This window comes from Haemophilus sp. THUN1690, from assembly GCF_059704375.1.
This window is the reverse complement of the sequence record NZ_AP046583.1, coordinates 341,391-363,705: the sequence shown is the minus strand read 5'-3', so window position 1 is coordinate 363,705 and position 22,315 is coordinate 341,391. Positions and strand designations below refer to the sequence as shown.

General features: G+C 39.3%; 21 protein-coding genes and 1 tRNA gene. 8 read left to right on the top strand and 14 right to left on the bottom strand.

Features of this window, described 5'->3' with window-relative positions:
- The first annotated feature begins 56 nt into the window (after nucleotides 1-56).
- Nucleotides 57-151 (top strand) — tRNA-Sec (locus tag AC6H22_RS08185).
- A gap of 96 nt (nucleotides 152-247) precedes the next feature.
- Here the strand turns inward: AC6H22_RS08185 and AC6H22_RS08180 are convergent.
- Nucleotides 248-1,702 carry an aminoacyl-histidine dipeptidase gene (locus AC6H22_RS08180; protein ID WP_046953412.1) on the bottom strand — a complete coding sequence of 485 codons (1,455 nt, stop codon included), beginning with the start codon at nucleotides 1,700-1,702 and terminating at the stop codon, nucleotides 248-250.
- Between the two features lie 106 nt (nucleotides 1,703-1,808).
- On the opposite strand from AC6H22_RS08180, the gene gpt reads away from it, so the two are divergent.
- Nucleotides 1,809-2,276 (top strand): xanthine phosphoribosyltransferase, encoded by a 468-nt coding sequence (gene gpt / locus AC6H22_RS08175; protein WP_005626922.1) that lies wholly within the window; start codon nucleotides 1,809-1,811, stop codon nucleotides 2,274-2,276.
- A 76-nt stretch (nucleotides 2,277-2,352) separates the two neighbouring features.
- On the opposite strand, the gene glpK is transcribed toward gpt, so the two are convergent.
- The 4 genes from glpK to glpT all read right to left on the bottom strand — a co-directional run bounded on the left by glpK (nucleotide 2,353) and on the right by glpT (nucleotide 7,549).
- Nucleotides 2,353-3,864, bottom strand: coding sequence for a glycerol kinase GlpK (gene glpK, locus AC6H22_RS08170; protein ID WP_005626924.1), 1,512 nt, complete (start codon nucleotides 3,862-3,864; stop codon nucleotides 2,353-2,355).
- Nucleotides 3,865-3,884: 20 nt separating this feature from the next.
- Complete coding sequence (locus AC6H22_RS08165; RefSeq protein ID WP_005626927.1) at nucleotides 3,885-4,679, bottom strand: MIP/aquaporin family protein; 795 nt, start codon at nucleotides 4,677-4,679, stop codon at nucleotides 3,885-3,887.
- Between the two features lie 231 nt (nucleotides 4,680-4,910).
- On the bottom strand, nucleotides 4,911-6,005 hold the full coding sequence (glpQ, locus tag AC6H22_RS08160) for a glycerophosphodiester phosphodiesterase (protein WP_005626929.1): 1,095 nt from the start codon (nucleotides 6,003-6,005) through the stop codon (nucleotides 4,911-4,913).
- Between the two features lie 101 nt (nucleotides 6,006-6,106).
- Nucleotides 6,107-7,549, bottom strand: coding sequence for a glycerol-3-phosphate transporter (gene glpT, locus AC6H22_RS08155; RefSeq protein WP_005626932.1), 1,443 nt, complete (start codon nucleotides 7,547-7,549; stop codon nucleotides 6,107-6,109).
- Nucleotides 7,550-7,842: 293 nt separating this feature from the next.
- On the opposite strand from glpT, the gene glpA reads away from it, so the two are divergent.
- The 3 genes from glpA to glpC are packed head-to-tail and all read left to right on the top strand — an operon-like array spanning nucleotide 7,843 to nucleotide 12,114.
- A complete protein-coding gene (gene glpA, locus AC6H22_RS08150; protein WP_005629395.1) occupies nucleotides 7,843-9,534 on the top strand; it encodes an anaerobic glycerol-3-phosphate dehydrogenase subunit A in 1,692 nt (563 codons plus the stop codon).
- On the top strand, nucleotides 9,524-10,822 hold the full coding sequence (glpB, locus tag AC6H22_RS08145) for a glycerol-3-phosphate dehydrogenase subunit GlpB (RefSeq protein ID WP_118817378.1): 1,299 nt from the start codon (nucleotides 9,524-9,526) through the stop codon (nucleotides 10,820-10,822). Before glpA ends, glpB begins: the two co-directional genes overlap by 11 nt.
- Before the next feature lie 11 nt (nucleotides 10,823-10,833).
- The gene (gene glpC / locus AC6H22_RS08140; protein ID WP_005629397.1) at nucleotides 10,834-12,114 is read left to right on the top strand and encodes an anaerobic glycerol-3-phosphate dehydrogenase subunit GlpC; all 1,281 of its coding nucleotides are present in this window, start codon (nucleotides 10,834-10,836) and stop codon (nucleotides 12,112-12,114) included.
- Between the two features lie 111 nt (nucleotides 12,115-12,225).
- Here glpC and purT read toward each other — a convergent pair whose 3' ends face one another.
- The 4 genes from purT to AC6H22_RS08120 all read right to left on the bottom strand — a co-directional run bounded on the left by purT (nucleotide 12,226) and on the right by AC6H22_RS08120 (nucleotide 15,327).
- Nucleotides 12,226-13,407 (bottom strand): formate-dependent phosphoribosylglycinamide formyltransferase, encoded by a 1,182-nt coding sequence (purT, locus tag AC6H22_RS08135; protein ID WP_005629398.1) that lies wholly within the window; start codon nucleotides 13,405-13,407, stop codon nucleotides 12,226-12,228.
- A gap of 8 nt (nucleotides 13,408-13,415) precedes the next feature.
- Nucleotides 13,416-13,919 (bottom strand): S-ribosylhomocysteine lyase, encoded by a 504-nt coding sequence (gene luxS / locus AC6H22_RS08130; RefSeq protein WP_005629399.1) that lies wholly within the window; start codon nucleotides 13,917-13,919, stop codon nucleotides 13,416-13,418.
- A gap of 332 nt (nucleotides 13,920-14,251) precedes the next feature.
- Entirely contained in the window at nucleotides 14,252-14,725 is a 474-nt protein-coding gene (locus AC6H22_RS08125; protein ID WP_005629400.1) for a YqaA family protein, read from the bottom strand.
- Entirely contained in the window at nucleotides 14,725-15,327 is a 603-nt protein-coding gene (locus tag AC6H22_RS08120; protein ID WP_005629401.1) for a beta-phosphoglucomutase family hydrolase, read from the bottom strand. Before AC6H22_RS08120 ends, AC6H22_RS08125 begins: the two co-directional genes overlap by 1 nt.
- A gap of 113 nt (nucleotides 15,328-15,440) precedes the next feature.
- On the opposite strand from AC6H22_RS08120, the gene AC6H22_RS08115 reads away from it, so the two are divergent.
- On the top strand, nucleotides 15,441-15,842 hold the full coding sequence (locus AC6H22_RS08115) for a PRD domain-containing protein (protein ID WP_005629402.1): 402 nt from the start codon (nucleotides 15,441-15,443) through the stop codon (nucleotides 15,840-15,842).
- Nucleotides 15,843-15,874: 32 nt separating this feature from the next.
- On the opposite strand, the gene AC6H22_RS08110 is transcribed toward AC6H22_RS08115, so the two are convergent.
- On the bottom strand, nucleotides 15,875-17,170 hold the full coding sequence (locus AC6H22_RS08110) for an NAD(P)/FAD-dependent oxidoreductase (protein WP_497515612.1): 1,296 nt from the start codon (nucleotides 17,168-17,170) through the stop codon (nucleotides 15,875-15,877).
- A 141-nt stretch (nucleotides 17,171-17,311) separates the two neighbouring features.
- Here AC6H22_RS08110 and AC6H22_RS08105 point away from each other — a divergent pair, with 141 nt between their 5' ends.
- Complete coding sequence (locus AC6H22_RS08105) at nucleotides 17,312-18,364, top strand: extracellular solute-binding protein (protein ID WP_497515611.1); 1,053 nt, start codon at nucleotides 17,312-17,314, stop codon at nucleotides 18,362-18,364.
- Between the two features lie 70 nt (nucleotides 18,365-18,434).
- On the opposite strand, the gene hslU is transcribed toward AC6H22_RS08105, so the two are convergent.
- On the bottom strand, nucleotides 18,435-19,769 hold the full coding sequence (gene hslU, locus AC6H22_RS08100) for an ATP-dependent protease ATPase subunit HslU (protein ID WP_005644461.1): 1,335 nt from the start codon (nucleotides 19,767-19,769) through the stop codon (nucleotides 18,435-18,437).
- Nucleotides 19,770-19,779: 10 nt separating this feature from the next.
- A complete protein-coding gene (hslV, locus tag AC6H22_RS08095; protein WP_005629407.1) occupies nucleotides 19,780-20,307 on the bottom strand; it encodes an ATP-dependent protease subunit HslV in 528 nt (175 codons plus the stop codon).
- 217 nt (nucleotides 20,308-20,524) lie between these two features.
- On the opposite strand from hslV, the gene aphA reads away from it, so the two are divergent.
- Complete coding sequence (gene aphA, locus AC6H22_RS08090) at nucleotides 20,525-21,232, top strand: acid phosphatase AphA (RefSeq protein WP_046953408.1); 708 nt, start codon at nucleotides 20,525-20,527, stop codon at nucleotides 21,230-21,232.
- Nucleotides 21,233-21,300: 68 nt separating this feature from the next.
- Here the strand turns inward: aphA and secB are convergent, their stop codons facing one another.
- Both secB and AC6H22_RS08080 read right to left on the bottom strand, forming a co-directional pair.
- On the bottom strand, nucleotides 21,301-21,810 hold the full coding sequence (gene secB, locus AC6H22_RS08085) for a protein-export chaperone SecB (protein WP_005629412.1): 510 nt from the start codon (nucleotides 21,808-21,810) through the stop codon (nucleotides 21,301-21,303).
- Between the two features lie 10 nt (nucleotides 21,811-21,820).
- Nucleotides 21,821-22,267: a rhodanese-like domain-containing protein gene (locus tag AC6H22_RS08080; protein ID WP_497515610.1), complete on the bottom strand. Its 447-nt coding sequence runs from the start codon at nucleotides 22,265-22,267 to the stop codon at nucleotides 21,821-21,823.
- Nucleotides 22,268-22,315 lie beyond the last annotated feature (48 nt).

Sequence of the window (22,315 nt, the reverse complement as noted above, 5' to 3'; positions counted from 1 at the left end):
AAAATAACGTTGAATTGCCGATTAATTTACGCTAAAGTAACTGCAATTTCAACCACGGAGGGGCGTCATCTCCGGTGAGGTGGCAGGATTTCAAATCCTGTTGAGGACGCCAGCGTTCTTGGGTGGGTTCGACTCCCATTCCCCTCCGCCATCTATATATTTCATTTTTATCATTTCTATTTTTTATAAAAATAAAAGCGGCCAAAACCGTTTTTTATTTTGACCGCCCTTTAGGATTAATACCTAATTATTTTGCTGGAATGTCTGCGAGTACTCTTGTCAATAAATCCCAATAGGTTTGCACTGTTGCAATTTCCACTTTCTCATCTGGTGAGTGAGCATTTCGAATTGTTGGCCCGATAGAAATCATTTCAATGTGTGGATAATGTTCTTTTAAAAGCCCACATTCTAATCCTGCGTGAATGACTTTCACTACAGGTTGCGAGCCTAGCACTTCAGCATAATGTTTGCGAGTAACGTCTAAGATAGTTGAGTCATTTACCGGTTGCCAGCCCGGATAAGGCGCAGAAAACTCGACTTTTGCATCCGCTAAGATTGCAAGTGAGCTAAGCATTTCAGTCACGTAATATTTACCGCTTTCAATTAATGAACGAACTAAAATGGTGCTTTTTACAACATTTCCTTCTGTTTTCAATACGCCAACGCTTAATGAGCTTTCTACAACATTTTTAACTACATCACTATTGCGGATTACGCCGTTTGGCAATACGTTGAGTGCGTTAATTACTGTTTGAGTACTTTGTGCGGTGAATACGGCAGGGGCTTTTTCTGCTGATTCTACAAAAAGTGTGAAATTAGGTTCTGCAATTGCTAATTCTTCTTTAAGAACAATCGACAGATTTTCTACCGCACTTTCTATGGCTTTTACATCGCCATTAAAGGCTAATACGGCTACAGCTTCTCGAGGAATTGCATTACGAATTGAGCCACCACGAATTTCAGAGAGAGCAAAGTGCGGTTCATTTTGAGAGAGTTTTGCTAATACTCGTGCTAACACTTTGATTGCATTTGCACGCCCTGTATGGATATCGCCGCCAGAGTGGCCGCCACGTAAACCTTTAAGGATAATTTGTGCGCTGTGTTCAAACGTATTGGTTTCATATTGAACTGGAATTTCAAAGTTTGCGTTAATGCCACCCGCGCAACCAATGTAAATTTCGCCAATTTCTTCGGTATCTGTATTGATTAAAATTTCAGATTGTAACCAGTTATGACGTAAGCCTTTTGCGCCATCCATCCCTGTTTCTTCTGTCATTGTTAAAAGCACTTCAAGAGGTGGATGCGCTAAATCATTGCTTTCTAACACCGCTAACGTAGAGGCTAAACCGATACCATTGTCAGCTCCTAGTGTTGTGCCTCGTGCTTTCACCCATTCCCCGTCAATATAAGGTTGAATAGGATCTTTGGTAAAATCATGTGGGTTGCCTTCATTAGCCTGTGGCACCATATCTAAGTGCGCTTGTAGAACAACAGGCGTGTGATTTTCCATTCCTTTCGTAGCGGGTTTACGAATGAGGACATTCCCAACTTCATCGCGTTCAACAAAAAAATGCTTTTCTTTCGCCCAATTTACAATAAAGTTAGCTAACGCATCTTCATGATGAGAAGGGTGAGGGATTGCACAGATTTGATCGAACCATTTCCAGAGTAATGCTGGTTTAAGTGTTGTAATTTCAGACATAGTCACTCCTTTTTACTGAAAAATTTCATGAAATAATAGCATAAAACGCCATTTCGGGTTATCCTTACGCAATTTTTATTTATCGATAAATTTCTAAGGTGCAATTATGAGCGAAAAATATGTGGTGACTTGGGATATGTTCCAAATGCATGCCCGCAAATTATCTGAACGTTTACTTCCGGCTTCTCAATGGAAAGGTATTATTGCGGTGAGTCGCGGTGGTTTATTTCCAGCAGCTGTTTTGGCTCGCGAGTTAGGTATTCGCCATATTGAGACTGTTTGTATCGCAAGTTATCACGATCATAACAATCAAGGTGAATTACAAGTTCTTCATTCCGCTCAAGTACCAGATGGTGGTGAAGGATTTATCGTGGTAGATGATTTAGTTGATACGGGTAATACAGCGCGTGCGATTCGTCAAATGTACCCTAATGCAAAATTTGTGACTGTATTTGCAAAACCTGCAGGTGCAGAATTAGTGGATGATTACGTAATTGATATTCCACAAAATACTTGGATTGAGCAACCTTGGGATTTAGGTTTAACCTTTGTTCCACCTCTATCTAGAAAATAATTTTTATACAGATACAGAATAAAAGAGCGGTCAAAATAAAAGAAATTTTGACCGCTCTTTGTATGAGAATTATAAATTATTCTTCATCTTCTTTTGCCCATTCTAATGAGCGTTTAACTGCTTTTTTCCAGCCTTTGTAGCGACGTTCGCGTTTTTCATTGTCGCTGTCGGGACTGAAGGTGCGTTCTACTCGGGCTTTATCGCGAAGCTCGTCTAAATCTTTCCAGAAGCCTGTTGCTAAACCAGCAAGATAAGCAGCACCTAGAGCAGTCACTTCTTTTACAACTGGTCGCTCAACATTTACATCTAAAATGTCAGCTTGGAATTGCATTAAGAAGTTATTGTTGGTTGCGCCGCCATCTACACGGAGATATTGTAAGCGTTCACCTGAATCTGATTGCATAGCCTCTAAGACATCGCGGGTTTGGTAAGCAATAGATTCTAAGGTTGCACGAACAATATGATTACGGTTTGCTCCGCGAGAAAGACCAAAAATTGCACCGCGCGCATACGGATCCCAATATGGTGCACCTAACCCAGTGAAAGCTGGAACAACATATACGCCATTACTATCAGTCACTTTTTGGGCGAAGTATTCAGAGTCAAAACTATCGTGAACAATTTTGAGTTCATCTCGGAGCCATTGGATTGATGCACCTGCAATAAATACAGAACCTTCTAAGGCATATTCTGGTTCGCCTTTTGCATTACAAGCAATAGTTGTGAGTAGTCCATTTTGGGATGTAATGGCTTTGTTACCTGTGTGGAGTAACATAAAGCAGCCTGTGCCATAAGTGTTTTTGGCTTGGCCTGAATGTACGCAAAGATGTCCGTAAAGAGCAGCTTGTTGGTCACCAGCAATCCCTGCAACAGGAATACGAACACCGCCTTTACCACCGATATTGGTTTGGCCGTAAATTTCAGAAGAATTACGGACTTCAGGTAACATTGAACGAGGAATATTCAAGATTTCAAGCATCTTGTCGTCCCATTGTTTGGTATGAATGTTGAATAACATGGTACGAGATGCATTGGTGTAATCGGTTACGTGCACTCGGCCTTGAGTCAGTTTCCATACAAGCCAAGTATCAACGGTACCAAATAATAATTCTCCTCGTTCCGCTTTTTCTCGAGCTCCTTCAACGTTATCCAAAATCCATTTCACTTTTGTACCAGAGAAGTAAGGATCAACCACTAAGCCAGTGGTATTACGAATATATTCTTCATGACCATCGGCTTTTAATTTATCGGTAATGTCTGCTGTACGGCGACATTGCCAAACGATAGCGTTGTAAACAGGTATACCCGTTGCTTTTTCCCATACAATGGTGGTTTCACGTTGGTTGGTGATACCGATAGCGGCGATTTCATCAGATGTAATGCCTGCTTTTGCAACGACTTCGTTTAAAGTTGAGCTTTGAGTTGCCCAAATTTCCATTGGGTTATGTTCTACCCAGCCTGCTTGAGGGTAAATTTGAGTAAATTCACGTTGTGCAATTTCAACCACATTCGCATTATGATCTAATAATACTGCGCGAGAGCTTGTTGTGCCTTGGTCTAATGCAATGATGTATTTTTTGTCTGTCATAGTATTACTCCTTCAAATAATTATTCGCAGCCGCAATTACAAGGTAAATTGCCGCCAATTGCTTTTTTGTATAACCATGCACCAGCTAATGCGCCTAAAACAGGTGCAATCATTGGAACGATAAAATAAGGGATTTCGCGTCCGCCAGTTAAAGCGAGTTCGCCCCAGCCTGCTAGGTAAGCAAAGAATTTTGGTCCGAAGTCACGTGCTGGATTCATGGCAAAACCTGTTAAAGGGCCCATAGCACCACCAAGAACTGCAATTAATACACCAATTAGTAATGGAGCAAGTGGACCACGAGGTACACCATTTCCATCGTCAGTTAATGCCATAATTAATGCCATAAGAATTGCAGTAATCACAAATTCCACAGCAAAGGCTCCACCAATGCTTAAACTTGGATGAGGATAAGTGGAGAATGTACCCGCAAGGCTTAAACTTTCTTGTGTACCACGAACAATGTTATGAGAAGTTTCATAATCGATAAAAACATTGTGGTATAAGGCATAAACTAATGCTGCAGCAAAGAATGCGCCGAGCATTTGTGAAATGATGTAAGGAATTACTTTTTTGCAATCAAAGCAAGCAAATTTCCAAAGGGCAATGGTTACTGCTGGGTTTAAATGTGCGCCAGATAAACCAGCTGTTGCATATACTGCAAGTGCAACGCCCATCCCCCACATAATGCTGATTTCCCACAAGCCAAAACTAGCGCCTGCTACTTTTAGTGCTGCAACGCAGCCCACACCAAAGAAAATCAATAAGGCTGTACCTAAAAACTCGCCAATACAGTTCGCTTTTAATGATTTATCCATAGATCACTCCTTAGAAGTGCGGTTGAAATGAAGGGTGTTTTCCCTAAATAAAAGGGAAGAAGAATTTATTAGAAAAGAATACGGAGTATTTTGAAATAGCCTCCTTATTTGAATTCTAGGTTAGAACACCTAGATTGATTATGATGTCACTCAGTTAGAGTAGACTTTTGGCTTCTTCGATATAGAAACCTAGTTAACCGTGGGTATGTTTACCCACGGTTGTGAGGGATATTATTTTTTCCCTTTTAAGAATTCCACGCCAGTATCTGGGAAATCAGTAAATACGCCTGTTGCACCTGATTTATTCAATAATGCATCGTACATTTGATTTACATCTGTGAAGAACTCTGGCAATGCGTCTTTACGCACTGTATATGGATGAAGTTCAACTTTGTATTGAGCAAGCTCTTTTACTAATGGTGTGTATACAATGTTGCCTGGTTTAGATTGTTCTTTATCTACTAACATATACCAACCAGGGCCAACACCATCAGCGTATTTCACTACTTCTGCCATTGCACCTGGTTTAAACATCCAATCGTAATCGTAGTTTACCCATTTACCTTTTGCATCTTTTTCTTGCGTTTCTTTCCAATCTGTATAAGCCACTAATTGAACTAATTTCAAATCCATGCCCATTTTTGGAAGTAATTCTGTTTTGATACGTTTTAACTCATTAAAGTCGAAAGTTTGTAAGTAAACCATATCGGTTTTCTTATCATAGCCATATTTTTTCAACACTTTGAGCGTTTCAGCTGCAATATCTTTGCCATTTTGATGGTGGAACCAAGGTGCTTTGATTTCTGGATAAATCCCTACTTTTTTACCAGTCGATTTTTCTAAGCCTTGGATAAATTCAATTTCATCTTCAAAGGTGTGAATTCTGAAGTGTGATTTCCAAAGTGGGAAACGACCAGGATAAACTTGTGCTTGTTTGCCATCTTTGGTTTCAAAGTTTTCTGTCATTTCTAAACTTTGAATTTCTTTTAAGGTAAAGTCGATGACATAGTAACGACCATCTTTACGGTGACGATGTGGGAATTTTTTTGCTACATCAGTCAATCCATCTAAAAAGTGATCGTGAATAACCACTAAACGACCATCTTTAGTCATTGCTAAATCTTGCTCTAAATAATCAGCATGTTGTGCAAACGCAAGCGCTTTAGATTCTAAAGTATGCTCTGGTAAATAACCGCTAGCACCACGGTGAGCAATAATGATTTTGTCTGATTTCATTTGGGTGTTTGCCATGCTTGATGAATGGCTGCTGCAACCAGCAAGTACGCCAGCTGCTAATAAAGAAAGGGCTAAAGTTTTAAGTTTCATAAGTATTTTCTCCTTAAGAGTGCGGTAAATTTTATAGAGTTTTTAGATTTTAGTTACAAAAAAGGCGACTAAGCATTTGCCCGCCGCCTTTTTTAAGCTAATTATTTAGTACCGTAAGTATCGCCTAATTTCGCTTTGTGTTTACCTTCTTCAACCATTACGATGAAGAGTAATAACACCGCTAAGACACCACCACCGATCATGACGTAGAAACCACCGTCCCATCCGTAATGTTGAGCAGCCCAACCGATAACTGCTGATGCAGAAACAGTACCGCCTAAGTAACCGAATAAACCAGTGAAACCTGCTGCAGTACCTGCTGCTTTTTTCGGTGCTAACTCAAGAGCATGTAAACCGATTAACATTACAGGACCGTAGATTAAGAAACCGATTAAAGTCATTAAAATGAAGTCAGTTAATTGGTATGGGTTTTGATACCATGCGCTATAGTTTGCTAATTCAGCTTCTGGTGTAGCTGGGTTCATCCAGTATGCAACAACCGCTGCAGTGGTTAAGATCATGAAGATGAAACCTGTTAAACCACGTTTACCTTTGAATACTTTATCTGATACCCAACCACATAATAATGTACCTGGAACCGCTGCTAATTCATAGATTGTGTATGCCCATGCGGTACCTTTGATGTTGAAGTGTTTTACTTCACTCAAGTAAACCGGAGACCATTTTAATACGCCGTAGCGGATTAAATATACGAATACGTTAGCAATCGCAATGTACCATAACAATTTGTTTTTCAATACATAAGTTACGAAGATTTCTTTTGTGCTTAAATCGTTTTCGTAAGTTTTTTCGTTATAGTCATCTGGGTAGTCATTACGCCATTTTTCGATTGACGGTAAACCACAAGATTGTGGAGTATCACGCATGACGAAGTAAACAGGAATTGCACAGATCATTGCAGCAATACCTGGATAGTAGAGAGATTGTTGCCAAATGTCTTTTGCTTGTGCTTCAACACCGTGAGTGCTGAAGAAGACAGCACTTGCTAATAGCACCATTGCACCTGGCATCATACCACCGATGTTGTGCGCGGTATTCCAGATAGATACGATAGTACCGCGTTCTGATTTAGACCACCAGTGTACCATTGTACGACCACATGGAGGCCAACCCATACCTTGGAACCAACCATTTAAGAAGATCATCGCCCACATGATAGCGATGCCTGAGGTTGCCCATGGAAATAGACCCATTAAGGTCATACATAAACCAGATAGTAATAAACCAAATGGTAGGAATACACGAGGGTTAGAACGGTCAGACATACCAGCCATTACGAATTTTGATAAACCGTAAGCAAGGCCAGCTGCAGAACCGATTACACCAAGCTCAGCTTTTGTATAAAGACCAGCTTGAATTAAACCAGGTTGTGCTAAGTCAAAGTTTGCACGCACGAAATAGTATGCGGCATAACCAAAGAAGATCCCTGCGAATACTTGCCAACGTAAGCGTTTATACGTGGAATCAATTTTTTCCGCTGGAAGTTCCGCAATATGCGGAGCGGGTTTGAATGGTCCAAACATAATTTTTTTCTCCAACTTTTAATTATGTGTAAGTTTTATTCACCCTTTATTAGACAGTAAGGGATAGGCGCATAATAAAAGAAAATAAAAAATAAGGAAGTAAAAAAAGTAAAAAATGTGAAGTGTTTCACAAAATTTTTACACCATTTGAGCGAATGCGAAAATTATTGTGATCGGTATCACAAAATTGTTTTCTTTTGCGCTCAAAATGTTGTTAATTTGGCCGCACTTCTCTACAATGCCTGTGATTTTTATATTACTTTTTTGTTAAATTTTGGGAATTGGGGGTAAACATGGGATTATCGCCTAGCATGTACAAAGATGTTGGAGATTTTTCGCCACTCAGTACCGATGTCATTATTATCGGTGGTGGCGCAACGGGTGCAGGTATTGCACGTGACTGTGCACTTCGTGGCATTGATTGTATTTTATTGGAACGCCGCGATATCGCGACGGGTGCGACAGGACGCAACCACGGATTATTACACAGTGGTGCGCGTTATGCCGTGAACGACCAAGAATCTGCTGAAGAATGTATTAAAGAAAACCGTATTTTGCGCAAAATTGCGCGTCATTGCGTAGATGAAACGGAAGGCTTATTTATCACGTTGCCTGAAGATTCTCTCGACTATCAAAAAACCTTCCTTGAGAGCTGTGCAAAATCTGGAATTGATGCGCAAGCTATTGATCCTGACTTAGCTAAAATTATGGAGCCTTCTGTAAACCCAGATTTAGTGGGCGCTGTCGTTGTGCCAGATGGTTCTATTGACCCATTCCGTTTAACCGCCTCTAATATGATGGATGCGACAGAAAACGGCGCAAAAATGTTCACTTATTGCGAAGTAAAAAATTTGATTCGTGAAGGTGGAAAAGTGATTGGTGTGAATGTGTACGATCACAAAAATCGTAGAGAACGCCAATTTTTTGCACCGCTTGTTGTGAATGCTGGTGGTATTTGGGGACAAGGAATTGCGGAATATGCCGATCTCAAAATCAAAATGTTCCCTGCGAAAGGTGCATTGCTTGTAATGGGTCATCGCATTAATAAACTTGTAATTAACCGCTGCCGTAAACCAGCTGATGCGGATATTCTAGTTCCAGGCGATACAATTTGTGTTATTGGTACAACGTCAAGTCGTGTTCCTTATGATCAAATCGATAACATGCAAGTGACGCCAGAAGAAGTAGATATTCTTTTCCGTGAAGGTGAAAAACTTGCACCGAGCTTGCGTCATACTCGCGTATTACGTGCTTATGCTGGGGTACGTCCATTAGTTGCAAGTGATGATGATCCATCAGGTCGTAATGTGAGCCGTGGTATTGTGTTACTTGACCATGCAGAACGTGATGGCTTAGATGGCTTTATTACAATCACTGGTGGTAAGTTAATGACTTATCGTTTAATGGCTGAATGGGCGACTGACCTTGTTTGTAAAAAACTCAATAAAACGGCTCGTTGTGTAACAGCGGAGCAACCTCTACCTGGCTCTACTGAAAGCCGTCAAGAGACCAACCAAAAAGTCATTTCATTACCAAGTACTATTCGTTATTCTGCTGTGTATCGTCATGGTTCACGCGCTACTCGTTTGCTTGAAAAAGAACGTTTAGATCGTTCAATGGTTTGTGAATGTGAAGCAGTGACGGCGGGCGAAGTTCGCTATGCAATTGATGAACTCGGTGTAAATAACATTGTGGATTTACGCCGCCGTACACGTGTTGGCATGGGGACTTGTCAAGCTGAGCTTTGTGCATGTCGTGCAGCAGGCTTAATGAACCGTTTTGAAGTGGCAACACCAACTCAATCAACCACTCAACTTTCTGCTTTTATGGAAGAACGCTGGCGTGGTATTGAGCCGATTGCTTGGGGTGAAGCTATTCGCGAAGCCGAATTTACATCTTGGATGTATGGTAGTGTATTAGGTTTGAATGATGTGAAACCGCTTGATGAACAAGCACAACAAGGGACGGATAGCAATGAATTTTGATGTAGCTATTATTGGCGGTGGTTTGGCGGGTTTAACCTGTGGCATCGCCCTTCAACAACGCGGCAAACGTTGCGTGATTATCAACAACGGTCAAGCAGCCATTGATTTTGCATCTGGCTCTTTAGATTTATTAAGCCGTATGCCATCAACTTCAAATGGAGAAGGTCGCGCGGTAGAAAATTTAAAAGAAAATATCACCGCACTTCGTAATGAATTACCTGCTCACCCTTATAGTTTATTGGGCGCAGAGAAAGTGCTTGCTAAAGCACAAGATTTTGAACGTTTAGCCAATGAATTAAATCTTGATTTAATTGGTTCTACGGAAAAAAATCACTGGCGTGTAACAGGTTTAGGCAGTTTACGTGGTGCATGGCTTTCACCAAACAGTGTGCCAACTGTGCAAGGTAATGAACATTTTCCACATAAACGTATTGCAGTGCTTGGTATCGAAGGTTATCACGATTTTCAACCGCAACTTTTAGCGGCAAATTTAGTGTTAAACACACAATTTGAACATTGTGAGGTGACCAGTGGTTTCTTAAATATTCCACAATTAGACGAGCTTCGCAAAAATGCTCGTGAGTTCCGTAGTGTAAATATCTCTCAACTTCTAGAGCACAAACTTGCGTTCAATGATCTCGTTAAAGAAATTATTGAATCAGCGCAAGGTGTAGAAGCGGTATTTTTACCGGCTTGTTTTGGTTTAGAAAACCAAGAATTTATGACCGCACTTCGTGATGCAACTAAGCTCGCATTATTTGAATTGCCAACGTTGCCACCATCATTACTCGGTATGCGTCAACGTATTCAATTACGCCGTAAATTTGAATCCCTTGGTGGTTTAATGATTAATGGTGATAGTGCATTGAACGCAACATTTGAAGGAAATCAAGTCCGTTGTATCAACACTCGCTTGCTCGAAGATGAAGAAATTACTGCAGATAATTTCGTACTAGCTTCAGGAAGTTTCTTCAGTAAAGGACTCATTTCCGAATTCGATAAAATTTATGAGCCAGTTTTTGAATCCGATATTATCGGTGTTGAAGGGTTTAACGATAAAGATCGTTTCACTTGGACTGCTCATCGTTTTGCTCATCCACAACCTTACCAATCTGCTGGTGTAGCAATTAATGCTCAATGCCAAGTGCAAAAGAGCGGTCAATATTTAACGAATTTATATGCCGTCGGTAATGTAATTGGTGGGTTTAATGCGCTTGAGCTTGGTTGTGGTTCGGGTGTCGCAGTTGTAACTGCCTTGGCGGTTGCTGATGAAATCTTGGCGAAATAAGGGGGAATAATATGGATAATAATATTCAACGACTCATTGATAGTGCAAAACAATCCCTTAATTCACCTGAAAGCCATAAATATATCGACGAAAGTTTTGAAAGCTGTATTAAATGTACGGCTTGTACCGCTGTTTGTCCGGTTTCACGCAATAATCCGCTTTACCCTGGCCCAAAACAATCTGGTCCAGATGGTGAGCGTTTACGCTTAAAATCAGCTGAACTTTACGATGAAGCACTTAAATATTGTACCAACTGTAAACGTTGTGAAGTGGCTTGCCCATCTGATGTGAAAATTGGTGATTTAATTGTGCGTGCGCGTAATAACCATTTAGCGCAGTCTAAAAAACCGTTAATGAATAAATTGCGTGATGCGATTTTAAGTAACACTGATGTAATGGGGAAAATCAATACACCATTGGCACCGATAGTAAACACCATCACAAGCCTAAAAGCGACCAAATTTATGTTGGAAAAAACGCTTAAAATCAGTAAAGAACGTACTTTACCTAAATATGCGTTTGGTACGTTCCGTAGCTGGTATATGAAAAATGCGTTACAAGACCAACAAAAATTTGAGCGTAAAGTCGCGTATTATCATGGTTGTTATGTGAACTATAATAATCCGCAGCTTGGTAAAGAATTCCTTAAAGTGTTCAATGCGATGAACATTGGGGTGATGTTACTAGAAAAAGAAAAATGCTGTGGTTTACCATTAATGGTGAACGGTTTCCCTGAACGTGCACGTAATATCGCACAGTTCAATACCGATTACATTGGAAAAATGGTAGATGAAAATGGACTAGACGTGATCAGTGAAGCGTCAAGTTGTTCACTTAATCTACGTGACGAATATCATCATATTTTAGGCATCGACAATGCTAAAGTGCGTCCGCATATTCATATGGTGACGCCATTCTTATACCAACTTTTCAAAGAAGGTAAAACATTACCGTTGAAACCACTTAAACTTCGAGTGGCTTATCACACCGCTTGTCACGTAGATAAAGCAGGTTGGGCACCTTATACTTTGGAAGTGTTGAAAAAAATTCCTGGTTTAGAAATCATCATGTTACCTAGCCAATGCTGTGGCATTGCTGGGACTTATGGCTTTAAATCAGAAAACTATGAGGTTTCACAATCTATTGGTAAAAACCTATTCGATAACATTAACGAAGGTGGATTTGATTACGTCATATCTGAATGTCAAACCTGTAAATGGCAAATTGATATGTCATCTAACGTGACCTGTATTCACCCATTAACCTTACTCTGTATGTCGATGGATTCTTAGAAATAAAACGCACTTTGTAGAAAGTGCGTTTTTTATGAGACTAATATCTCTAAAAAATCGATTGTTAGTCATTTAATAAAATGCGATAAATTTTTACCGCACTTTCGATTTTTATAAACTAATTTCTAGCTGTTCATAAGCTTGTTTTACTTTTTCCAACGCTTTTTCAACGGATACATCACGCGCAAGTAAAACGCCTAAGCGTCGATGACCATTCACCTCACCCTTACCAAATAATCGAATATTAGTATGAGGTTGTGCCAGTGCTTTTTCGATTCCACCAAATTGCACATTTTGTGATTTGCCTTCCACAACAATAGCTTTAGACGCCGATGTGCTAATCAACGTAATTTCAGGGATTGGTAAACCTAAGATCGCACGAGCATGTAAAGCGAATTCAGAAAGCTCTTGAGATATCAGCGTTACCATTCCTGTATCATGAGGACGCGGTGATACTTCATTGAAAATTACCTCATCGCCACACACAAACATCTCTACACCGAAAATACCGAATCCACCCAATGCACCAGTAATCTTCTCAGCAATCGATTGCGCTTTTGATAGTGCAATATCCGACATAGCTTGAGGCTGCCAAGATTCCCGATAATCACCATCTTCTTGACGATGACCTATTGGCGCGAGGAAACTTGTACCATTGATATGGCGTACTGTCAGTAACGTGATTTCATAATCAAATTTGACAAAACCTTCAATAATTACTCGACCTGCACCTGCACGCCCGCCTTCTTGCGCGTAATCCCAAGCTTTTTGAATATCATCTTTAGACTTTAAAATGCTTTGCCCATGTCCAGAAGAAGACATAATCGGTTTCACCACACAAGGAATACCAATTTTTTCGACCGCACTTTGAAAGTCTGAAAAATTATCTACAAATTGGTAAGGCGAAGTTGGTAGCCCCAACTCTTCTGAAGCTAGACGACGAATCCCTTCACGATTCATCGTAAGTTGAGTTGCTTTTGCAGTCGGCACAACATTAAAGCCGGCTTGTTCTAATTCAACCAAAGTGGCAGTCGAAATAGCTTCAACTTCGGGAACAATGTAGTCAGGCTTTTCTTTCTCCACAAGCACTTTCAATGCTTCACCATCTAACATAGAAATGGTATATGCACGATGTGCCACTTGTTGTGCTGGGGCATTTTCATAGCGATCAACTGCAATAACTTCAACGCCTAAACGTTGCAATTCAATCACTACTTCTTTACCTAGTTCACCAGAACCCAACATCATTACTTTGGTTGCATTAGGGGTTAATGCTGTGCCAAGTGTTGTCATGATTTCTCCTATTTTAATAACGAATCATCGAGTGCCAAATCTTCATTTTTATTCACGCCTACACCGCGTGCGATAACATTTTTTGCAATTTCGTGTGCTTCTTCCAAAGAATGTTCCGTATAAGTACCGCATTGATAGATATTTAATTCAGGGATAGTTTTTTGATCTTGCACACCTAAAATATCCTTCATTGAAGCTAGCCAAGCTTGTGCTACTTGCTGTTCATTTGGCGTACCAATCAAGGACATATAGAATCCCGTGCGACATCCCATCGGAGAAATATCAATAATTTCAACGCTATCGCTATTTAAATGATCACGCATAAAACCCGCAAACAAATGTTCAAGCGTATGAATACCTTTTGGAGGAAGAATTTCTTTATTTGGAATACAGAAACGTAAATCAAAAATAGTAATGTCATCACCTTTTGGCGTGCGCATCGTTTTTGCAACACGTACTGCTGGTGCATTCATTTTGGTATGATCCACTTTAAAACTATCAAGTAATGGCATAAAGTTTTCCTTATAAATCAGTAAATTAAAAATAAATTTGAATAAATGTTCATTTTTTTGCAAATTCTAATGAACTTTATGGCAAGGTTCATTGTCTTATTTAACAAGCAATTTGCAGTTGTTTTAATAAAATTGGTTCCTTAGGTTATTTGCCCCATATTCATTGTGGGGCTTTTTTTATCCCGAATTTTTATTTAAAAAATTTTCAGAAAAATTTGAACTTTCTTATAAAGTGCTAGTCTCATAGAACAAGCAACTTGCAGTTGTTTTAATAAAATTGGTTCCTTAGGTTATTTGCCCTGCATTCATTGTGGGGCTTTTTCTTGCGCATTTTATAATAAGAATGGTGCACTAAAAAACAATAACGCAACATAACGAACCAGTTTTCCAAGAAAGATAAAGACGCTACTTACCACAAAATTTAATCTTAACCAACCTGCTATGGCACAAAATAAATCACCAACGACAGGTAGCCAGCTTAAAAGTAAAGTAATCGCCCCATAACGCTTTATCTGATTCGTGACCCATAAAGTGCGGTGATTTTTTGGATCAAATTTTGGCATCCATCGCCCAATCCCGTAAGTGGTTAAACTTCCTAAGCTATTTCCAGCGGTTGCAATCAATATTAGAGCTAATATATCTGCGTTAAATAAAGAACCTAACATTAATTTAGGTACAGCAAGCGCAACAAATATAACTTCTGAATTACCTGGTAATACCGTTGCACTCAAGAATGCACTAAAAAACATAAGGCATAACGCATGAGTTTGCCAAAAATCAGCGCTAAAAAATGAAAAAATATCCATTATCTTGGCGAAATGATTTCTCGTGTACGCACATCAAACACGTCCATTCCCGCATTTAATCCCGCTTGCACACCTAAATCCGCATCTTCAAATACGATACAACGACTTGGATTCGCTTGAATTAATTCCGCACAACGTAAAAAAGTTTCTGGATGTGGTTTATGTTCTTTTACATCATCTGCGCTGACAATGGCATTAAAGTAAGGTGCGATAGCCAGTTTATCCATCAACATATCAATAATTTTACGATGTGAGCCAGAACCTAGAGCAATCGGCTTTTTCTGATGGAAGGATTTAACAATCTCAAAGGTTGGCAATAACTTTGATTGAGTCGGAATAAGTTGATAAGACAACTCACGTTTTGCAGCCAGCACATCCTCAATTCGATCTAGTGGCATATTCGCCGCTTTCATCATTTCCTCCGCGATGGTTCGAACCGTCGCTCCACCAAAGTTATACATAATTTGACAATCAAATTCATAGCCAAATCGCTCTCCCACCATCGTCCAAGCCTGCGCATGCACGGGCATGGTATCGATTAAAGTTCCATCCATATCAAAAATCAATCCTTCATATGGATTGAACATCTCATAATCTAACATTTTTACATCCTTACAAATTTTTTACCATTTTGCTACAAAACTGTGATCTGTGCACTGTTTTATTTCAGTAAAGTGCGGTAAATTAGTGAACAAATTTTGAACTAATAAAACAAATGCGGTTATTTAAGCAACTAGAACGTTGGAAAATTCGCAGGCAAATAAATCAATCTATTATTGATGTGGTATTTCGTTTACGAGATCGATTAGCTTATTACTGGCAAGCTGATGTGAATACGCCTCAAGTGGATTTTATGTTGCTGCACATTGCTTGTAGCTTAGGTCGAATAGAACGAGGGGGTTGCGTTTCACCACTTTATCCAGAAATGCTTAAAGAAATTCAAAGTGCGGTTATTTTTCCACAAGTTTTAGCCATTCATCAAGATTTACTCAAGTTGATGCCGTTTTCCATTCCTGAAGCAGAACAAACTTATTTTTTAGCGAACATTCATTCTTTGGTTCTTGAGCAGAAACAATTAAAGCATGTGGTAATAAATAAGCCCACTCATAAAAAATGACCTAGTTTTTAAACTAGGTCATTTTTTATATCTTAACGATATTTATCTAAAAACTTGTAATACTGCACACCAATCTTTGTCGCAAGATCTTTGATAATTCGACCACCATAAACAGAAGGGACTTTCAGACCTTCAAAAATAGATAAACGTTCATCGTCACCCAAAATCGCCTCCGCTACAATTCGGCCCGCAAGCCCCGTCAAAGCAACACCGTGACCAGAATAACCATGAGCAAAATAAATGTGCGGAGAAATACGACCAAAATGTGGCGTTGAGTTTAAGGTCATATCAATCGGACCTGCCCATCCATAATCGATTTTTACATTTTCAAGTTGCGGGAATACGCGCAACATATTTTTCCGCATAATCGCGACCATATCTTTTTCTGAGCTAGAATCACTACCGAAGAGCAAGCGATTGTCGGCACTTAAACGATAATAGTCCAATAATAAGTTGTTATCGCACACCGACATGCCATTATTAATGACAGAATCAGCAACCGCTTGGCTTAGCGGCTCTGTGGCGATAATAAAACTTTCTACAGGTAATATTTTACGATTAATTCCGTGATGAATAGCTTTCGGGAGAGCATCAATATAAGCATTGGTGGCTAAAATAACGTCTTGAGAAATAACCGCACTTTTAGCTGTTTTAACCTCAACGCAACCATTTTTCTCAACCATATCCACTACAGGAGACTGTTCAAAAATCTGAACGCCAAGATCGACACAAGCTTTCGCTAAACCTAAGCAATAATTAAGTGGATGTAAATGCCCTGAGTTACTATCAAATAAGCCCCCCACATAAATATCACTGCCTAAGTGCTGTTTTAATTTAGCTTTATCCCAAAGTTGCATATTCTGATAGCCAAAATTCTCATGACTTTCTTTTTCAATTTCAATTAAGTCATCCATTCGGCGTTCATTTAATGCCAATGTGGCATAGCCTTTTTTCCAATCACATTGAATACCATATTTTTCAATACGTTCATCAATAATATCAATGGCCTCTAATGACATATTCCAAAGTTTATGCGCTTTATCTTCGCCAACTTGTTTAACGTATTCATCAATGCCTTCTTCAAAGCCATTAATTGCCTGCCCACCACTACGACCAGAAGCACCAAAGCCTACTCGAGCTCCCTCTAATACAATGACTTTTTTTCCTTTCTCCGCCAGTTCTAATGCCGCAGATAAACCAAAAAATCCAGCCCCGATCACACATACATCAGCATGTTCAATTTGAGTGAGCGGTGGGAATTGAAAATCTTGGTTACGAGAGTCGAAATAATAAGAGCGAACGTGTTCTTGATAGGCAAAATTAAGCATAAAAAATCTCTTAGGAAAAAATTGGCAAAATCTTACCCCGAAAGGGAAATATGTCAAACCTTTTACAAAAAAAATGCTATACTGCGCGCGCGCAAAATTTGTGCGTTTTATGATGAACGATAACCCTCGGAGGTCAATAAATTGAAAAAATTCTTTGCTCACTCACTCAAAAATCTTTTCCTTTCCACCACCGCACTTTTCGCGGCTTCCGCTTTTGCCAATAACAAACTTTACGTCTATAACTGGACAGACTATGTGCCTTCTGATTTAGTCGCACAGTTCTCTAAAGAAACCGGCATCGAGGTAATTTATTCTACCTTTGAAAGCAACGAAGAAATGTACGCAAAACTTAAACTTACCCAAAATACGGGTTCTGGCTATGATTTGGTATTTCCATCAAGTTACTACGTAAATAAAATGATTAAGGAAAAGATGCTTCAACCGATTGATCAAAGTAAATTGACCAATATTCATCAAATTCCTAAACATTTATTAAACAAAGAATTCGACCCAGAAAATAAATATTCATTACCTTATGTTTACGGACTTACTGGTATTGAAGTTAATGCGGATGAGATTGATCCTAAAACCATCACCAGCTGGGCGGATTTATGGAAACCTGAATTTAAAGGTAAAGTTCTTATGACCAGTGATGCACGTGAAGTGTTCCACGTAGCATTATTACTTGATGGTAAATCGCCTAATACCACCAATGAAGAAGACATCAAAACAGCTTATGAGCGTTTAGAAAAACTTTTACCAAATGTGGCAACCTTTAACTCTGACTCACCAGAAGTCCCTTACGTACAAGGTGAAGCTGCAATTGGTATGATTTGGAATGGTTCTGCTTATTTAGCACATAAAGAAAATCCATCTCTTCAATTTGTGTATCCAAAAGAAGGCGCAATTTTCTGGATGGATAACTATGCGATTCCAACTACAGCAAAAAATGTTGAAGGCGCACATAAGTTCATTGACTTCTTACTTCGTCCAGAAAATGCCAAAGTTGTGGTAGAACGCATGGGCTTTTCTATGCCAAATGAAGGAGTAAAAGCATTACTCAGCCCTGAAGTTGCCAATGATCCTAAACTATTTCCACCAGCATCAGAAGTAGAAAAAGGGATTATGCAAGGAGATGTTGGTGAAGCGGTTGATATTTATGAAAAATATTGGGGCAAATTAAAAACCAATTAATTTCTCAATTTAGAAAACAAAAAAGTGCGGTGAAAATTCACCGCACTTCTTATATCAGAGAAGAAAATATTTAAAGAATAAAACGACTCAAATCCTCATTTTCAACCACTTCACCAAGTGCATCCGCAACATAAGCCGCATCAATATTGACTGTTTGACCATTCATGTCGCTTGCACTGAAAGAAATTTTATCCATTAAACGTTCCATTACCGTATGCAAACGGCGTGCACCGATGTTTTCCGTTTTTTCATTCACACGGAATGCAGCCTCAGCAATTTTCTTCACTGCGTCGGTTGTGAATTCAATATTCACCCCTTCTGTTGCCATCAATGCTTTGTATTGTTCGGTTAAAGAGGCATGTGGCTCCGTTAAAATACGCTCAAAATCAGCCGCACTTAATGCGGTAAGTTCAACACGAATCGGCAAACGCCCCTGTAACTCTGGAATTAAATCTGAAGGACGAGCAACTTGGAATGCACCCGATGCAATAAATAAGATATGATCAGTTTTAACCATTCCGTGTTTGGTGCTAACGGTCGAACCTTCTACTAACGGAAGTAAATCACGTTGCACACCTTCACGCGATACATCTGCACCGCTATATTCACCTTTCTTACAAATTTTGTCGATTTCATCGATAAAGACGATACCATTTTGTTCTACCGCATCAATCGCTTTTTGTTTAAGTTCTTCAGGGTTAATTAATTTCGCTGCTTCATCATCAATCAACGCTTTCAACGCATCTTTAATTTTCATTTTGCGTTTTTTCGTTTTATCTGAACCTAAATTTTGGAACAATGATTGCAGTTGATTTGTCATTTCTTCCATGCCTGGAGGAGCCATAATTTCAACGCCCATAGACACGCCTGCAGACACATCAATTTCGATTTCTTTATCATCTAATTGACCTTCACGTAATTTTTTACGGAACGCTTGGCGAGTACTGCTGTGGCTATCATGGCTTTCAACTTCGCCCCATTGATTTTTTGCTGGAGGAAGTAAAGCATCCAAGATACGCTCTTCAGCCGCGTCTTCAGCTCTTGCTCTGTTCTTCGCAATTTCCTGCTGGCGAACAAGCTTCATCGCGCTATCCGTTAAATCACGAATAATGGAATCCACCTCTTTCCCCACATAACCCACTTCGGTAAATTTCGTTGCTTCCACTTTGATAAATGGCGCGTTAGCTAATTTTGCCAAACGGCGCGCAATTTCAGTTTTACCCACACCAGTTGGACCAATCATTAAAATATTTTTTGGGGTCACTTCATGACGCAAAGGTTCTTGAAGCTGCATACGACGCCAACGGTTACGCAATGCAATCGCCACAGCACGTTTTGCATCGGCTTGACCAATAATATGTTGATCTAATTCAGAAACTATTTCGCGAGGAGTCATTTCAGACATGGCTTTTTCCTTAATTTGGTAATTCTTCAATAGTGAAATTGGTATTTGTGAACACACAAATATCACCAGCAATTTTCAAAGATTTTTCAACAATTTCACGAGCAGAAAGTTCGGTATTTTCCACCAATGCACGTGCTGCAGACAACGCATAGTTACCACCCGATCCGATTGCTAAAATTTGATCTTCTTCTGGTTGAACTACGTCGCCAATACCCGTGATGATTAAACTTTCTTTTTCATCCGCCACAATTAGCATCGCTTCTAACTTACGAAGTGCACGATCTGTACGCCAATCTTTTGCTAATTCCACCGCACTTTTTAGTAAGTGCCCTTGGTGCATTTCAAGTTTACGTTCAAATAATTCGAAAAGTGTAAATGCATCTGCAGTACCACCCGCAAAACCAGCAATCACTTTGCCATTATATAAACGACGCACTTTTCGTGCATTGCCTTTCATCACGGTATTACCCAAAGAAACTTGTCCATCACCACCTACGACGACTTGCCCATTGCGACGTACGCTTACAATCGTTGTCATTGTTCTGTCCTTTATAAAGTGAAAAGTTGTTCGTTATATGGCGGTAAATTAACAAAATTCAAGGGAAAATACTCTTTTGCCGATTTATTCGCCAAAAATAATCAAAAAATGTGAGCTTGATCATACTTCAAGATAGCAAACGTTTGCTTTAAATTGATATAAAGCATAAAATGTGTATGATACATGCATTCAATGACCATCCAACTAGGAGTTTTTTATGAAAAAGATGATCAAGCTATCTGTTGTAGCTTTATTAACCGCTGCAGCAATTCCAGCTATGGCAGGAAAAACTGAGCCTTATACTCAATCAGGTACAAATGCACGTGAAATGTTGCAAGAACAACCAATTCACTGGATCTCAGTAGATCAAATCAAAAAAGAATTAGAAGGCAAAGGCCCAATTAATGTCAGCTTTGATATTGATGATACCGTACTTTTCAGCAGCCCTTGTTTCCATTATGGTCAACAAAAATATTCTCCAGGTAAACAAGACTATTTGAAAAATCAAGATTTCTGGAATGAAGTTAACGCAGGTTGCGACAAATACTCAATTCCAAAACAGATCGGCGTTGATTTGATCAAAATGCACCAAGAACGTGGAGACCAAATTTATTTTATTACAGGCCGTACTGCAGGGAACGTGGATGGCGTAACTCCTGTATTACAAAAAGCGTTTGATATTAAAAATATGCACCCTGTTGAATTTATGGGCGGACGTGAACGCACAACTAAATACAACAAAACCCCAGGCATTATTGCACACAAAGTTACCATTCACTATGGCGACAGCGATGATGATGTATTAGCGGCTAAAGAAGCGGGTATTCGTGGTATTCGTTTAATGCGTGCAGCAAACTCAACTTATCAACCAATGCCAACTTTAGGTGGCTATGGTGAAGAAGTGTTAATCAATTCAAGCTATTAATTGACCGCACTTTAACAACAAAAAAGGCAAGTTAGGATTCCTAGCTTGCCTTTTGTTTTACCACTTAATTAGTGTTTAGTTTGACCTTCTTCAGATTTTTCTTCTGCATTTTCTGCTTGTTGACGATTCATATATTCAACAAACAATGCATCAAAGTTTACTGGAGATAAATTCAACGCAGGGAATGTGCCGCGATTGACTAGGTTAGACACTAATTCACGCGCATAAGGGAAAAGCATATTTGGGCATTGAGAGGTTAAACAATGCGCCATTTGAACATCTTCTAAACCGCTAATCGTGAACACGCCCGCTTGTTTTACTTCACAAATAAATGCGACATCACCACTATCTTCAAGTGTAGTTTCAACAGAAATGTTTAATACCACTTCATATAAGTCATCACCAACTTGGGTTGTTTCGGTGCTTAAATCAAAACCAAGTTTTGGTTTCCATTCTTGTTGGAAAATATGTGGCAGATTTGGTGCTTCAAAAGACACATCTTTCACATAAATACGTTGAATTTGGAGAACGGGTTGTTGTTCTTCTGTTGCTGCAACGTCTTGTTTTTGTTCTGACATTTTCGATTCCTTATTTATGTTTTTTAACTAAAGGTAAATTTGCCGCAGCCCATGCAGAAATGCCTTCTTTTAACACAAACACACGATTAAAACCTTGTTTCGCTAAAAGTGTAGCTGAAGCTGGTGCGGAAACACCGTTAATATCTACCAACACAATTGCTTTTTCTTTGTGTTGTTCAATTTTACCGATGTTTTGATTTTTAATTTCGCTTGGAAGTAAATTAATGCTATCAATGATATGACCACGTTGAAATTCTTCAATACTACGTAAATCCACCACAATAGCTTCATCCGCGTTGATTAAACGAATCATCTCATTGTGAGTAATTACTTTAAATTTACTCGTTGCGCCTTTATAGAAGGTATAAATTACCATCACGAAAATCGCAAACCAAGAAACCGCTAAAAGAGTATGTTTTTGAGCAAACTCTGTTGCCATTGGGATAAATTCTTGCATTGTTTTCTCTACTGATTAAGTACGTCAAAATAGGGCTCAAGTATAACC